General features: G+C 71.7%; 15 protein-coding genes. 8 read left to right on the top strand and 7 right to left on the bottom strand.

The genetic code is table 11. The annotated features are described in order from the left end of the window. Positions 1-20: 20 nt before the first annotated feature. Together H4696_RS47505 and H4696_RS47510 are read right to left on the bottom strand one after the other, a co-directional pair. The gene (locus tag H4696_RS47505) at positions 21-353 is read right to left on the bottom strand and encodes an SSI family serine proteinase inhibitor (protein WP_169735235.1); all 333 of its coding nucleotides are present in this window, start codon (positions 351-353) and stop codon (positions 21-23) included. A gap of 58 nt (positions 354-411) precedes the next feature. Next, positions 412-2,046, bottom strand: a complete 1,635-nt coding sequence (locus tag H4696_RS47510; RefSeq protein WP_192782934.1) for a PucR family transcriptional regulator — start codon at positions 2,044-2,046, stop codon at positions 412-414. A 237-nt stretch (positions 2,047-2,283) separates the two neighbouring features. Here H4696_RS47510 and H4696_RS47515 point away from each other — a divergent pair, with 237 nt between their 5' ends. Further along, positions 2,284-3,774 (top strand): CoA-acylating methylmalonate-semialdehyde dehydrogenase, encoded by a 1,491-nt coding sequence (locus tag H4696_RS47515; protein WP_192782935.1) that lies wholly within the window; start codon positions 2,284-2,286, stop codon positions 3,772-3,774. Position 3,775: 1 nt separating this feature from the next. Here H4696_RS47515 and H4696_RS47520 read toward each other — a convergent pair whose 3' ends face one another. Then, a complete protein-coding gene (locus tag H4696_RS47520) occupies positions 3,776-4,594 on the bottom strand; it encodes a helix-turn-helix transcriptional regulator (protein ID WP_086864525.1) in 819 nt (272 codons plus the stop codon). A 117-nt stretch (positions 4,595-4,711) separates the two neighbouring features. Here H4696_RS47520 and H4696_RS47525 point away from each other — a divergent pair, with 117 nt between their 5' ends. After that, complete coding sequence (locus H4696_RS47525; protein ID WP_086864526.1) at positions 4,712-5,770, top strand: aldo/keto reductase; 1,059 nt, start codon at positions 4,712-4,714, stop codon at positions 5,768-5,770. On the opposite strand, the gene H4696_RS47530 is transcribed toward H4696_RS47525, so the two are convergent. From H4696_RS47530 to H4696_RS50590, 4 genes are read right to left on the bottom strand one after another with little or no spacing between them, the layout of a single operon-like run. Next, positions 5,751-6,281: a hypothetical protein gene (locus H4696_RS47530; RefSeq protein WP_086864527.1), complete on the bottom strand. Its 531-nt coding sequence runs from the start codon at positions 6,279-6,281 to the stop codon at positions 5,751-5,753. The genes H4696_RS47525 and H4696_RS47530 overlap by 20 nt on opposite strands. Then, positions 6,278-7,486, bottom strand: a complete 1,209-nt coding sequence (locus H4696_RS47535) for a hypothetical protein (RefSeq protein ID WP_086864528.1) — start codon at positions 7,484-7,486, stop codon at positions 6,278-6,280. The genes H4696_RS47530 and H4696_RS47535 overlap by 4 nt, the downstream gene beginning before the upstream one ends. Beyond that, the gene (locus H4696_RS47540; RefSeq protein ID WP_086864529.1) at positions 7,483-7,800 is read right to left on the bottom strand and encodes a type VII secretion target; all 318 of its coding nucleotides are present in this window, start codon (positions 7,798-7,800) and stop codon (positions 7,483-7,485) included. The genes H4696_RS47535 and H4696_RS47540 overlap by 4 nt, the downstream gene beginning before the upstream one ends. Beyond that, a complete protein-coding gene (locus H4696_RS50590; RefSeq protein ID WP_225956017.1) occupies positions 7,800-8,498 on the bottom strand; it encodes a YbaB/EbfC family nucleoid-associated protein in 699 nt (232 codons plus the stop codon). The genes H4696_RS47540 and H4696_RS50590 overlap by 1 nt, the downstream gene beginning before the upstream one ends. Positions 8,499-8,661: 163 nt before the next feature. Here H4696_RS50590 and hrcA point away from each other — a divergent pair, with 163 nt between their 5' ends. From hrcA to ybeY, 6 genes are all read left to right on the top strand, one after another. Continuing rightward, positions 8,662-9,684, top strand: a complete 1,023-nt coding sequence (hrcA, locus tag H4696_RS47550) for a heat-inducible transcriptional repressor HrcA (protein ID WP_086865523.1) — start codon at positions 8,662-8,664, stop codon at positions 9,682-9,684. 31 nt (positions 9,685-9,715) lie between these two features. Then, a complete protein-coding gene (gene dnaJ, locus H4696_RS47555; RefSeq protein WP_086865524.1) occupies positions 9,716-10,882 on the top strand; it encodes a molecular chaperone DnaJ in 1,167 nt (388 codons plus the stop codon). Between the two features lie 2 nt (positions 10,883-10,884). Continuing rightward, on the top strand, positions 10,885-11,637 hold the full coding sequence (locus H4696_RS47560; RefSeq protein ID WP_086865525.1) for a 16S rRNA (uracil(1498)-N(3))-methyltransferase: 753 nt from the start codon (positions 10,885-10,887) through the stop codon (positions 11,635-11,637). A gap of 234 nt (positions 11,638-11,871) precedes the next feature. Next, positions 11,872-12,228 carry a histidine triad nucleotide-binding protein gene (locus H4696_RS47565; RefSeq protein WP_086865526.1) on the top strand — a complete coding sequence of 119 codons (357 nt, stop codon included), beginning with the start codon at positions 11,872-11,874 and terminating at the stop codon, positions 12,226-12,228. An 83-nt stretch (positions 12,229-12,311) separates the two neighbouring features. After that, positions 12,312-13,385: a PhoH family protein gene (locus tag H4696_RS47570; protein ID WP_125314690.1), complete on the top strand. Its 1,074-nt coding sequence runs from the start codon at positions 12,312-12,314 to the stop codon at positions 13,383-13,385. Further along, positions 13,382-13,939 carry an rRNA maturation RNase YbeY gene (gene ybeY / locus H4696_RS47575; RefSeq protein ID WP_086858931.1) on the top strand — a complete coding sequence of 186 codons (558 nt, stop codon included), beginning with the start codon at positions 13,382-13,384 and terminating at the stop codon, positions 13,937-13,939. The genes H4696_RS47570 and ybeY overlap by 4 nt, the downstream gene beginning before the upstream one ends. Positions 13,940-13,955 lie beyond the last annotated feature (16 nt).

A 13,955-nucleotide genomic window follows, 5' to 3' on the forward strand; every position in this document is an offset into this window, starting at 1 on the left:
GGCTTCCGCGCGTCCGGGGTTCAGAAGGCGAAGACGTCGTCCGAGTCGCGGTCGGCGGCGCAGCGGTTCGGGTACGTCGCGTGGAACGACACCGGCTTGCCGCGCCAGGTGCCCACCGCCGTGACGTCCACCGGGGCGTAGATCAGCGTGCAGGCCTGGTGCCGGGCGTTGATCTTCGAGAAGTCGCCGTTCGCGCCGGCGAGCACCGCGCACGCCTTGTCGCGCTTCGGGTGCGTGCCGCCGTTGGGTTCGCACGTGAGCACGACCGAGCCGATCCGGTTCGCGGTGTCGTGGGTGGTCAGCTGCAGCGTCGACGCCGGTGGCTGCGCGGGGGCGAGGCAGCTCAGGCTCATCAAGCAGGCAGCGAAGGGGAGTAGGGCCATATCGGTGTCATCGGCAGCCCCGGGTCGATCACTGTGCTCCACGTCCGGGTGAGTCTTCTTCACTCGGCCGGGTGAGGTCCGACGCCAGCAGGGCGACGTAGAGCGAGAGCATCGACTCCGGGTCCTCCAGCCGGACGCCGAGGACCTGCTCGATCCGGGCGAGCTGCTGGTAGTACGCCGTCCGGGAGGTGTGCGCGGCCGCGGCCGCCGCCGACTTGTTGCCGCCCTGCTCGCAGTAGTGCCGCAACGCCTGGACGAGCCGGCTGCCCGTGGCGGCGTCCCGCTGCAGCAGCGGGCCCAGTTCCCGGTGCGCGAACGCCGTCACCCGCTCGTCGCCCGCCAGCAGGTGCAGCAGGCCGCGCAGGCGGACGTCGGACAGGCGGTGCAGCACGCGCTCGTCGCCCGCCCCGAGCGCGGCCGCCGCGACGTGCGCCGCCTCCTTCAACGTCCGGTGCGCTTCGGCGGGCGACGACACCGTGGTGCCGACCGCGAGCACGCCGGGCGCGCTGCCCCTGGCCTCGTGGACGTCGGTGGCGAGCCGGTGCAGCACGGCGTCGGCGTTCGCCTCCCGCGACAGCGCGAGCAGCGCCCGCACCCCGAGGTCGTCGGTGGCGACCAGCGCCGACACCTTCGCGCGGCGGGCCGCCAGCACCGTCGCCTCGGCCAGCTCGCGCAGCACCGGCGGCGTGGACAGCGCCGGGCGGGTGCCGGTCAGCCGCGGCCGGACCGCCAGCCCGACCAGCTGCCGCCCGGCCAGCGGCACGGCGAGCGCCGAGGCCCGCGCCAGCAGCTCCGAAGACGGCGCCGGCGAGGCGAGCAGCTCGGTGAGCACCGCGCGGTGGGCCTGCCGTTCGAGGCCGTCGGAGTCCTTGGCGACCAGCCGGTGCACGGCCAGCGCGGACGCCGCCCGCTCGGCGACCACCCGGTGCCGGTGCGGCGGCTGGTCGGCGCAGACGAGGACCAGCCGGCCCCAGTCGTGCCCGCGCGCGCCGACCACGGTGACCAGCCAGCCCGACCCGGGGTGGTAACCGGTCCGCTCGCCGACCTGGACCACCCGCGAGCGCGACGGCCAGCCGGTCAGCAGCTCGGCCGGGTCGGTGCCGGCCGCGTCGTAGGCGAGCAACTCGTGCGACAGCGTCTCGAGCACCACCGGCAGCTCGGTGAGCCGCGCGACTTCGCCCAGCACGACGCCGGGTTCGGCGCCCGCGACGGTCAGCGCGGTGAACGTCTCGTGCACGCGCTCGGCGGCGCGCAGCTCGGCGACCTGGGCGTCGACGATCTGGCCGTTCACCGCTTCGGTGACGCTCACGAACCGCGTCTCGCGTGAGAGCGTGACCAGCGGCAGGCCGTGCTCCTCGGCCGCCTCGACCAGCGCGGCGGGCAGCTTGTCGCTCCAGTGCCGGACCAGCTCGATCACGACGCCGGCGGCGCCGACCCCGGCCAGGTCGGCGACGTAGCGGGCCAGCGCCGGGCCGTCGTCGGGCAGGGCGACCCCGGTGGTCAGCACCAGCTCGCCGCCGCGCAGCAGGTGCGCGATGTCGGCGACCTCGGCGACGTGCGCCCAGCGCACCGGCGCGTCCAGCCCGGCCGCGCCGGCGACGACGTGCGGGCGGCCCTGGCGCAGCACCGGCAGGGCGAGCGCCTCGGCGACGGTCGGGTACATGGCTCCTCGGTGTTACCAATCTGGCCAAAAGTAGGCCGCCCGCCCCGAGCAGCACGTAACCCGAGGTACGACGTCATGCGGCCGTGACTGTGGTCGGATTGGTAACCAGAGACACAGCATCGGCAGGGACAGACTGTACGGCCGGGAGGCAACTGGCGTACACGTTGCCGATGGCGTCCGCGTGGCGCGCGCCCGGAGACTCGGGTGGACGTCCCCCGAGCGAAGGAGCGCACCGCCGTGAGCGACCGCATCAGCCACTGGATCGACGGCAAGCCGTTCACCGGGACGCCCGCGCGCAGCGGCGACGTGTTCGACCCGGCCACCGGCGAGGTCCGCGCGCAGGTCGACTTCGCCGGCGACGCCGAGATCGAAGCCGCCGTCGCCGCGGCCAAGGCGGCGCTGCCGGGCTGGCGCGGGACGTCGCTGGCGGGGCGGACGCGGGTGCTGTTCGCCTTCCGCGAGCTGCTCTCGGCCCGCAAGCACGAGCTGGCGAAGATCATCACGAGCGAGCACGGCAAGGTCGAGTCGGACGCGGCGGGGGAGATCGCCCGCGCGATCGAGAACGTCGAGTACGCCTGCGGCGCCGCCCAGCTGCTCAAGGGCGGTTTCAGCGAGAACGCCTCCACCGGCGTCGACGTCTACTCGATCGCCCAGCCGCTCGGCGTGGTCGGCGTGATCTCGCCGTTCAACTTCCCGGCCATGGTGCCGCTGTGGTTCGTCCCGAACGCGCTGGCCTGTGGGAACACCGTGGTGCTCAAGCCGAGCGAGAAGGACCCGTCGGCGGCGGTGTTCATCGCCGAGCTGTTCGCCGAAGCCGGGCTGCCCGCGGGCGCGCTCAACGTGCTGCACGGCGACAAGGCCGCGGTCGACGGCCTGCTGGAACACGCCGACGTCAAGGCGATCTCGTTCGTCGGCTCGACGCCGATCGCGCGCTACGTCTACGAAACCGGCACCCGGCACGGCAAGCGCGTCCAGGCGCTCGGCGGGGCCAAGAACCACATGGTCGTGCTGCCGGACGCCGACCTCGACCTCGCCGCGGACGCCGCGGTGTCGGCCGGGTTCGGCTCCGCGGGGGAGCGCTGCATGGCGGTGTCGGTGGTCGTCGCCGTCGACCCGGTCGGCGACGAGCTGGTCGCGAAGATCTCCGAGCGGATGGCGCGGCTGCGCGTCGGCGACGGCCGCGACCCCGAGTCCGAGATGGGCCCGCTGGTCACCAAGGCGCACCACGAGCGCGTGGCGTCCTATGTGGACGCCGGCGTCGAGTCGGGCGCGGCACTGGTCGTGGACGGCCGGGGCATCGAGGTGCCCGGCGACGGCTTCTGGCTCGGCCCGACGCTGTTCGACCACGTCCGCCCGGAGATGTCGATCTACACCGACGAGATCTTCGGCCCGGTGCTTTCGGTGGCGCGCGCGGCGTCCTACGACGACGCGCTGGCCCTGATCAACGCGAACCCGTACGGCAACGGCACGGCCATCTTCACCGGCGACGGCGCGGCCGCGCGGAAGTTCCAGAACGAGGTCGAGGTCGGCATGGTCGGCGTCAACGTGCCGATCCCGGTCCCGGTCGGCTACTACTCCTTCGGCGGCTGGAAGGACTCGCTGTTCGGCGACAGCCACGCGTACGGGCCGGAAGGCTTCCACTTCTTCACCCGGACGAAGGTCGTGACGTCGCGGTGGCCGGACCGCTCGCACGCCGGGGTGAACCTGGGCTTCCCGCGCAACTCCTGAGCTACGCGCCGCCGCGGACGGCGAGGGCCGAACGGCTTTCGTCGTCCGCGGGACGGCCGATCATCAGCCGCTGGTCGGTGTCCTGCAAGGGCAGCAGGACCTCGAAGTCCACGGCGATCACCCCGGCGCCGGGGTGGCGCAGCACCTTGCTCCCGCGGCCGTTGACCTGCACGTCCCGCTCGGCCCACAGCCGCGCGAACTCCTCGTTGCCCTCGGTGCATTCGGCGATCAGGCCGGTCAGCACCTCGTCCTCGGGGTGCGCGGCCCACGCGGTGCGCAGGTGGGCGATCCCCTCGCGCACGACGCGTTCGCGGTCGACGTAGTACTCGCGGATCTCCGGGTGCAGCAGGCACAGCCACATCGCGTTGCGCCGCGACGGCGGCAGGGTGCCGAAGTCCAGCAGCAGCCGTGCCATCCCGTCGTTCCAGGCCAGGATGTCGAAGCGGTGGTTCATCAGCATGGCCGGCAGCGGCGAGAGGTCCTCGACCAGCCGCGCGAGCGACGGCACCGCGGTGGTGGCGGGTTCCCCGGTGGCGCGGGGGCGCTGCCGGGCCAGGTCGAAGAAGTAGGCGCGCTCGGCTGCGGTCAGGCGCAACGCCCCGGACAGCGCTTCCACCACGGCCGCCGACGGCCGCAACCCGCGTGCCTGCTCCAGCCGCACGACGTAGTCGACGCTGACCCCGGCCAGCTCGGCGACCTCTTCGCGGCGCAGTCCCGGCGTCCGCCGCGACCGGCGCACGGGCAGGTCGAAGTCACGCGGGTCCAGGCGTTCCCGCCGGGTCCGCAGGAACGCGGCCAGCTCCACGGTGGCGGTGCTCATGCCGGGTCCAACCGGCAGGGTGGGAGCGCTGTTCCCAGGAAGGTCCTTCCCTTACCTCCGGCGCGTCGCGGGCAGAGGCTGGTGCCCGAAGACGATCACCGACACAGGAGGACCCCGATGGCGCTCACCCTCGACACCTACCGGCTGCTGGGCCGGTCCGGGCTGCGGGTTTCCCCGCTGGCGCTGGGCACGGCCACCTTCGGCACCGAGTGGGGCTGGGGCGCGGAGGCGGCCGAGGCACGCAAGCTGTTCGACACCTACGTCGAGCGCGGCGGCAATTTCCTCGACACGGCGCCGACGTACACCGACGGCAGCTCCGAGCGGTTGCTCGGCGAATTCGCCCGCGAGCACCGCGAAAGCCTGGTGCTGGCGACCAAGTACACGACGCTGCTGCGGCCCGGCGACCCGAACTCCGGCGGCCCGCACCGCAAGAGCCTGTTCGCGTCGGTGGAGGCCAGCCTCCGGCAGCTGGGCACGGACTACCTCGACCTGCTGCACCTGCACGTCTGGGACTTCACGACGCCGGTCGAGGAGATCCTGCGCGGCCTCGACGACCTGGTCCGCCAGGGCAAGGTCCGGTACCTGGCGATGTCCAACGTCCCGGCCTGGGAGGTCTCGCGGATGCAGGCGATCGCGGACCTGCGGGGCTGGACGCCGCTGATCGCGCTGCAGGTCGAGTACAGCCTGATCCGGCGGGACGCCGAACGCGACCTGATCCCGATGGCGCGGGAGCTGGGCCTCGGCGTGACGCCGTACTCGCCGCTGGGCGGCGGCGTGCTGTCGGGCAAGTACCGCGGTGCCGGTACCGAGAAGAGCACCCGCCGGAGCTTCAACGCCGGGCTGGGCATGGTCACCGACCGCACGCTCGCCATCGCCGACGTCGTGACCGAGGTCGCGGCCGAAGCGGGGCACACGCCCGCCCAGGTCGCGCTGGCCTGGACCCTGCGGAACCCGGCCGTGACGGCGCCGGTCGTCGGCGCCCGCACGCTCGCCCAGCTGGAGGGCAACCTGGGCGCCCTCGGCGTCGAGTTCACGCCGGAGCAGCTGGCCCGGCTCGACGAGGTGAGCGCGATCGACCTCGGCTACCCGCACGACCTGCTCGGCAGCGACCACATCCGCGCGGTCACCCGCGGCGACCTGGCGATCGAGCCGCGGCTTACGCCGGCAGGACGGTGATCAGCACCCGGGCCCGCGGGGTCAGCAGGACGGTGTTGTTCCGGTCCGGCTGGATCCGCAGGTCCGTCGTGCGGTAGAGCTGGAACTCCTTCCCGCCCGCCGTGAGGTAGTGGTGCTCGTTCATGCCCTTGCTGAGCCGCGTGGAGAGCACGATCGGGTACTCGCGGTCGGGCCGCTGCCTGCCGAAGTCGTGGGTCCAGCCGGTGATCGCGACCAGCCGCCCGTCCCGGACGTCGGCCAGCCGGCGCCCGCAGACGAACGCGAGCCACGCGGCCAGCGCGAGGAGGGGGAGCGCCGTGCCGAGGGCCGCGGCCACCGTGGCCCCGGCGAGCCGGGCGCCGAACCGGGTGTCGATCGTGGAGAGCGGGATGACCACGGCGACGACGAGCGCCGCGATCCCGACGATCGCGGCCAGCCAGAACGAGCCGTCGAGCACCTTCCCCCGCTGCGAGGGGTGGAGCCGGCCCTGCCGGTTGGCCAGCTCCACCTCCGCCTGCCCGGCCGCGGTCACTCGCCTTCACCCTCCGGGTGTTCCTTCTCGTAGGCCTCTTGGCCTTCGTGGTAGCGGTCGATCTGCTCGTTCTCCTGGCGGCGCCCTTCGGTGGCGACGCCGACGCCGTCGGCGAGGTTGAACCCCGGGACCTTGCCGCCGCCCTCGCGCCACTCCTTCTGGCTGAGGAAGCTGCGGCCGTCGTCGGAGAGCTTGTCGCCGAGCCCCTCGACCTTCTCACGGCCGGGGACGTGCTCCTTGGCGGCGTCGCTCCACCCTTTGGCCGTCTCCTCGGCGGACTTCGCCTCCTTGCCCGCCTGCTTCAGCTCGTTGGCCCGCCGCTCGATGTTCGCGGCGGTGTCGACGCTCTTGTCCACGATCTTGTCGACGCCCTTGCCGACCTTCTTGAGGGCGTTCGCCGCGCCTTCGAGCGCCGCCTTCGACTTGCCGGCACCCTTGGCCAGTCCCTCGAGCTTCTCGACGATCTTCGCGATCCGCGTGCTGATCTTCTCGGCGAGGACCCCGCCTTCGACGACCGTGTCGGCGATGAACGCCGCGATCGTGCCACCGAAGGTGCACCACGACGCCGCCAGCGCGGCCAGCGCCTTGACGATCAGCTCGCCCACGAACGACGAAATCATGTCGCGGATCAGCCCGCGCTCGGTGCCGACCAGCGCGGCGCCGACGTTCATCGCCGTCGACGCGCTGTCGGCGTGCGAAGCCGCTCCGCGCAGGACGCCGACGTAGCTCTCCGCCGTCTTCTGGTACGCCTCGGCGGACCCGCAGTCGCTGAAGGACTGCTGGACCTTCTTCGCCTGCTGCTCGTACTGCTCGGCCGTTTCGGTGAGCTGCTTCGAGATGTTCGACCAGGTCACGGCCTTGGCGGTGACGGCTTCGGGCTTGCCGGCGAGCTTGTCGAGGCCGTCCTTGAGGAAGCTGATGTGCTCGATCAGCCAGCCGACGCCGGCGCTCGCGAGCGAGCCGAGCGGGTCCATCGCCGCGCCGAGCAGGTCGAGGGCGTCGGTGCCGACGTCCATCGCGAGGTTGCCCCAGTCGCCGTTGCGGGCGTCGGTCAGCGTCGAGGCGGCGTCGCTGAAGATGCCCGCGCCGCCGGTCTGGGCGTTGACGTTGTCGAGCTCGCCTTTGGACGAGTCGCCCATGCCGCTCCAGAAGCCGCTGCTCGGCTCGCTGGTCGCGACCAGGGGGTTCTCCTGCGTCTCGGTCATGCCGGCAGCTCCTTGCCGATGCCTTCGATCAGGCACTTCGTCGTCTGTTCGTGCTCGGTGAAGGCGCCGTGGGCGGTCTTCACCCGGTCGGCGACCTCGTGCCCGGCGTCGACGGCCGAGCGGAGGAAGTCCTCGGCCTGGCTCGTCCAGATCTGGATCGGCACCGCGAACACCTGCCCGATCAGCCCGAACGCGTCGAAGTCGAGCGCTTGCGCGCTGCCGGCGGCGTCGAGGGCCTGCTGGACCTTGTCGGCGATCTCGCGGATCTCGTCCTCGTGCCCGCCGAGGACGTCGAAGTCGACCTTCAGCGCCATCAGAGCCCCCGGCGCAGGATCGGGCCGCCGAAGTCCTCGTCGTCGTCCGGCCGCGGCCGGACCGGACGCACGGGCGGTGGCGGCGGCGGTGTCGCGGGCTCGGCGGCGGTGAATTCCCAGCGCGGTGGTTTTTCCGCTTCTTCGGGCAATTCGGGCGCGGGGATCTGCTCCTGGAGGAAATGCATCGCGTCGCTGTCGGGCCCGATCACCGGCGCCATGATCGCGGTCAGCTGCTGCGCGGCGTCGACCTGAGCGCGCTTGGCGGCCGCGAGGACGGCCTGGGCGAGCCGGGCCCGCGGCAGCTCGTCGGCGCGCGGGCCGAAGGTGAGTTCCTGCAGCGCACCGCTGGTGTTGACGGTGACCGTGACGGCCCCGTCGGGACTCGAGGCGGTCGCCGAGACGTGTTCGAGCCGGGCCTTCGCCTCGGCCGCGCGCCGGGCGATTTCGGGCATTCCGGCCGAAGCCGGTTCAATTCGGTTCACGGCGACCTCGGAAGTCGGGAAGGGCATGCGGATCAGAGGCAGCAAACCGCTTTTCGGTTCCCCCATCAACCCGGGAATTCGATTCGAGAACAGCACATGGGAATTGATTTGGACACCCTTTACCCGACCGGCGCTGCCCGGGCCGAGCACGATCCGCGCGGCGGGCGTCTTGAATGACTCATTCAGGACCTCCGAAGACCTGAATGAGTCATTCAAGACCTTCGGGCGAGCCCGGCGGCGGGTGCGGCTCGATCGGCGAGACCTCCGCTCGTGCGCGACCCTGCCTCCACCACCCCGCGACGACGACCGGGGTTGAGCACGATCGGCTCAGGCTTCCGTAAACTCGGGGTCGGCAGCGAAACGAGGTAGGTGAGGACCGGTGGCCAACGCGGAGGAGCGCCGCTTCGACGTGCTGCGTGCGATCGTCGCCGACTACGTCTCCAACCAGGAGCCGGTCGGGTCGAAGGCGATCGTCGAGCGGCACAACCTGGGCGTGTCGAGCGCCACCGTGCGCAACGACATGGCCACCCTCGAAGAAGAGGGCTACATCACCCAGCCGCACACGAGCGCCGGGCGCGTGCCCACCGACAAGGGGTACCGGCTCTTCGTCGACCGGCTCTCCGAGGTCAAGCCGCTGAGCGCCGCCGAGCGCCGGGCGATCACCACCTTCCTCGACAGCGGCACCGACCTCGACGACGTCCTCCGCCGCTCGGTGCGGCTGCTCGCGCAGCTGACCCGGCAGGTCGCCGTCGTCCAGTACCCGATGCTGACCAACGCCAAGGTGCGGCACCTCGAAGTCGTGCCGCTCACCCCGGCGCGCCTGATGCTGGTGCTGATCACCGACAACGGGCGCGTCGACCAGCGGACGGTCGACCTCGGCGACGTCGTCACCGAAGACGACGTCAGCCGGCTCCGGACCGTCCTCAACGCGGCGATGGCCGGGCGGCGGCTGAACGACGCCGCGGCGCGGGTCGCCGAGCTGCCCGACAAGTCGCCCGGCGAGCTGCGCGACGCGCTCATCCGCGTCACGACGGTCCTGGTCGAATCGCTGGCCGAGCACCCCGAAGAACGCCTGGTCCTCGGCGGTACCGCCAACCTCACCCGCAACGTCGCCGACTTCCCGGGTTCGCTGCGCCAGGTCCTCGAAGCCCTCGAGGAACAGGTCGTCGTGCTCAAGCTGCTGGCCGCCGCGCGCAACCCCGGTGCGATCACGGTGCGCATCGGTGAGGAAAATGAAGACGAGCAGATGCGCAGCACCTCGGTCGTGTCGATCGGCTACGGCCAGGACATGGTGCTCGGCGGCATGGGGGTGGTCGGCCCGACCCGGATGGACTACCCCGGCACGATCGCCGCGGTGCGCGCGGTCGCCAACTACGTGGGGCAGATCCTGCACGGCCGCTGAGCCGGGCAGAGCAGAAGGAGAAGCGAAGACGGTGGCGAGGGACTACTACGGCATCCTCGGGGTGGCGAAGAACGCGAGCGATCAGGAGATCAAGCGCGCGTACCGGAAGCTGGCCAGGGAGCTGCACCCCGACGTCAACCCGTCGGAAGACGCCCAGCACAAGTTCGGCGAGGTCACCACGGCCTACGAGGTGCTGTCGGACCCGCAGAAGCGCAAGATCGTCGACCTCGGCGGCGACCCGATGGACGGCGGCGCGCGCGGCGGGGGCGGCGGCGACCCGTTCGCCGGCTTCGGCGGCCTCGGCGACATCATGGACGCCTTCTTCGGCGCGGCGGGCGGCGGTGGTGGCGGCCGCGGCCGTGGCCCGCGCAGCCGCGTCCAGCCCGGCTCCGACGCCCTCATCCGGCTCGGCCTCACCCTCGAGGAGTGCGCGACCGGCGTCGACAAGGAAATCGCCGTCGACACGGCCATCGTCTGCGACCTCTGCCGCGGCGCGGGCACGTCCGAGGGCACCTCGGTCAAGACCTGCGACACCTGCGGCGGCGCCGGCGAAGTCCAGTCCGTCCAGCGGTCCTTCCTCGGCCAGGTCGTCACGGCCCGCCCCTGCCCGGTCTGCCGCGGCTTCGGCGAGGTCATCCCCGACCCCTGCCGCCAGTGCGGCGGCGACGGCCGCGTCCGCGCCCGCCGCAACGTCACCGCCAAGATCCCGCCGGGCGTCGGCGACGGCATGCGCATCCGCCTCTCCGGCCAGGGCGAGGTCGGCCCCGGCGGCGGCCCGGCGGGCGACCTCTACGTCGAGATCGACGAGACCCCGCACGAGGTCTTCGTCCGCCAGGGCCACGACCTGCACTGCAACTTCCGCATCCCGATGACGACCGCCGCGCTCGGCGCCACCGTGCCCATCGCGACCCTCGTCGACGGCGACTACGAACTCGACATCGAACCCGGCACCCAGCCCAACGCCGAGCTCGTCCTCACCGGCAAGGGCATGCCCCGGCTGCGCTCCTCCGGCCGCGTCGACGGCCGCGGCGACCTGCACGTCCACATCGACGTCCAGGTCCCGACCAAGCTCGACGACGCCCAGCGCGAGCTGCTCGTCGAGCTGGCCCAGCAGCGCGGCGAGGAAGCCCCGACGCTGTCGTCGAACGGCAAGCACGGCGGCCTGTTCTCCAAGCTGCGCGCCAAGAACCACCGCTGACCGTGCCCGACACCACCCTGCCGGTCTTCCTCGCCGAGACCGTCCCCGCCTCCGGGCGGACGGTGCTCGACGGCGAGGAAGCCCGGCACGCGGCCACCGTCCGCCGCCTGCGCGCGGGGGAGCGGCTGGTGCTCTCCGACGGCGCCGGCGCCATGGCGCGTTGCATCGTCGAAGCCGTCCAGCCCGGGCGGGACGCGGCCCTGACCCTCACCGTCGAGGAAAGCTGGACCGAGGAACCGCCCGCCCTGCGCGTCGTCCTCGCCCAAGCCCTCGCCAAGGGCGACCGCGGCGAACTCGCCGTCGAACTCGCCACCGAAGCCGGCGTCGACGCCGTCGTACCCTGGCGCGCCGCCCGCAGCGTCGCCAAGTGGGACGACGGCGGCCGCGGCGACAAAGCCCTCGCCCGCTGGCGCGCCACCGCCCGCGCCGCCGCCAAGCAAGCCCGCCGCGCCCACGTCCCCGCCGTCACCGAGCCCGTCACCACCCGCGAGCTCGCCGACCTCATCGCCACCACCTCCCTGGCCGTCGTGCTCGAATCCGACGTCCCCGACCGCCTCACCGACTTGACCCTCCCCGACACCGGCGACCTCCTCCTCGTCGTCGGCCCCGAAGGCGGCATCACCGACGACGAGCTCACCACCCTGCGCGAAGCCGGCGCCCGAGCCGTCCGCCTCGGCACGACCGTCCTGCGCACCTCCACCGCCGCGGCGGTCGCCCTCGGCGCGCTAGGGGCCCTGACCACCCGCTGGCACTGAAAAGATCAACCCCGAAAAAACCCGCGAATTTGCGCCCAGTTATGGCGCGATCACACTCCGACCCGTTACTCTCGTTTACTAACGCGCCACCGAACGTTTCGGCGCGCCACTGGGAAGACACGAGCTCCGCCGGGCACCTCCCCCCTCGGTCCGGCGGCAGCCGCGGCGGCGGTAGATCGACCCCCAGGGTCTACCGCGCCGCGGCATCTTCCACCGCCTCGGTAGGGTGCTTGCATGAGCGAGGACGAGACTCTCTTCGAGCGGATCATTGCCGGTGAGATCCCTGCTGATGTCGTCTATGAGGATGAGACGACCTTTGCTTTTCGGGATATTCGGCCTCAGGCTCGGGTTCATGTGCTCGTGGTGCCCAAGAAGCGGTATCGGAACTTGGGGGAGCTGGCTGCCGCCGATCCGCAGTTGCTTGCCGACGTCGCGCTGACCGCACGGCGGGTTGCCGAGCTCGAGGGCGTCCTGGAGACCGGGTATCGGGTGGTCTTCAACACTGACTCTGATGCCGGGCAGACCGTCTTTCACGTGCATGCCCATGTCTTGGGTGGGGAGCCGCTCGGGTTGTTCGGGGTCGGTGCGTAAACCGGCCTGCGTCTTGTCGGGGGGTGCCAGTAGCATCGGTGGGGTCCAGTCGTCACTCACCGAGAAAGCAGGCCTGAGGCCACGTGGCCGGAACCGTACCGGGTGGTGCCGCCCGACCCGACGTCCCCGGGGACGTCGCCAAGACCGAGGATGGCGCTGTTCAGGCTGCGCAGTCGCGGTTTCCCATTCCTGATGCTGCCGCTCTGAGCCTGCTGGGGTCTCGCGATGAGAACCTTCGGGTTGCCGAAGAGCTGCTTGCCGCCGATGTGCACGTTCGGGGTAACGAGGTCACCTTGACCGGTTCGCCGGCCGATGTGGCGTTCGCGGAGCGTGTGTTTGCCGAGCTGGTGCAGCTCGCCGGCGGGGGGCAGCAGGTGGGCCCTGACACCGTGCGGCGCACCATCGGCATGTTGTCGACCGGGGACGCGTCGCCGGTCGAGGTGCTCAGTCTCAACATCGTTTCGCGGCGCGGGAAGACCATCCGGCCCAAGACGCTGAACCAGAAGCGGTACGTCGATGCCATCGACAAGCACACCGTCGTGTTCGGGATCGGGCCCGCCGGTACCGGCAAGACCTACCTGGCGATGGCGAAGGCCGTGCAGGCGCTGCAGGCCAAGCAGGTCACGCGGATCGTGCTGACCAGGCCCGCCGTCGAGGCCGGTGAGCGGCTCGGGTACCTGCCCGGCACGCTCAACGAGAAGATCGACCCCTACCTGCGGCCGCTCTACGACGCGCTGCACGACATGGTCGAGCCCGAGTCCATCCCGCGGCTCATGCAGGCCGGCACCATCGAGATCGCGCCGCTCGCCTACATGCGCGGCCGCACCCTCAACGACGCCTTCATCATCCTCGACGAAGCGCAGAACACCACGCCCGAGCAGATGAAGATGTTCCTCACCCGGCTCGGCTTCGGCTCCAAGATCGTCGTCACCGGTGACATCACGCAGGTCGACCTGCCCAGCGGGCAGCGCAGCGGCCTCCGGGTGGTCCGCGACATCCTCACCGGCGTCGACGACCTGCACTTCGCCGAGCTGACCAGCCAGGACGTCGTCCGGCACAAGCTCGTCGGCGACATCGTCGACGCCTACGAGAAGTGGCAGGCCGTGCAGGACGCGCAGGGACAGCAGGGCAACGGCTGGAAGGGCAACCGGCGTTGAGCATCGAGATCGCCAACGAGTCCGGCGTCAACGTCGACGAGACGTCCATCGTCTCCGCCGCCCGCTACGCCCTCGACAAGATGGAGGTCAGCCCGCTCGCCGAGCTGTCCATCCTCCTCGTCACCCTCGACGTCATGGAAGACCTCCACGAACGCTGGATGGACCTGCCCGGTCCCACCGACGTGATGGCCTTCCCGATGGACGAGCTCGACTCCTCCCGCCGCCCCGACGCGCCCGACGCGTCACCGGCGCTGCTCGGGGACATCGTGCTCTGCCCGGCGTTCGCCAAGGACCAGGCCAAGACCGCGGGCCACGCCCTGATCGACGAGCTGCACCTGCTCACCGTGCACGGCTGCCTGCACCTGCTCGGGTACGACCACGCCGAGCCCGCCGAGGAACGCGAGATGTTCGCCCTCCAGAAGCGGATCCTCGGCGAGTACCAGGAGGCGGTCGCCGCGCTGGACAAGCAGGACGCCCAGCGCAGCACCGACGACCGCGTCCTCGGCATCGCCGGGCTCGACGCGGCCGAGAAGCCGGCCGGGGAAACGCCGTAGTGTCCCGCCCCGCAGG

The organism is Amycolatopsis lexingtonensis, from assembly GCF_014873755.1.
Lineage (GTDB): Bacteria > Actinomycetota > Actinomycetes > Mycobacteriales > Pseudonocardiaceae > Amycolatopsis > Amycolatopsis lexingtonensis.

Bases quoted from the DNA above. Each gene is read 5' to 3' on its own strand.
- H4696_RS47520 (WP_086864525.1), bottom strand. From the start codon at position 4,594: ATGAGCACCGCCACCGTGGAGCTGGCCGCGTTCCTGCGGACCCGGCGG.
- H4696_RS47510 (WP_192782934.1), bottom strand. From the start codon at position 2,046: ATGTACCCGACCGTCGCCGAGGCGCTCGCCCTGCCGGTGCTGCGCCAG.
- H4696_RS47535 (WP_086864528.1), bottom strand. From the start codon at position 7,486: ATGACCGAGACGCAGGAGAACCCCCTGGTCGCGACCAGCGAGCCGAGC.
- H4696_RS47505 (WP_169735235.1), bottom strand. From the start codon at position 353: ATGAGCCTGAGCTGCCTCGCCCCCGCGCAGCCACCGGCGTCGACGCTG.
- H4696_RS47565 (WP_086865526.1), top strand. From the start codon at position 11,872: ATGAGCGAGGACGAGACTCTCTTCGAGCGGATCATTGCCGGTGAGATC.
- H4696_RS47525 (WP_086864526.1), top strand. From the start codon at position 4,712: ATGGCGCTCACCCTCGACACCTACCGGCTGCTGGGCCGGTCCGGGCTG.
- H4696_RS47540 (WP_086864529.1), bottom strand. From the start codon at position 7,800: ATGGCGCTGAAGGTCGACTTCGACGTCCTCGGCGGGCACGAGGACGAG.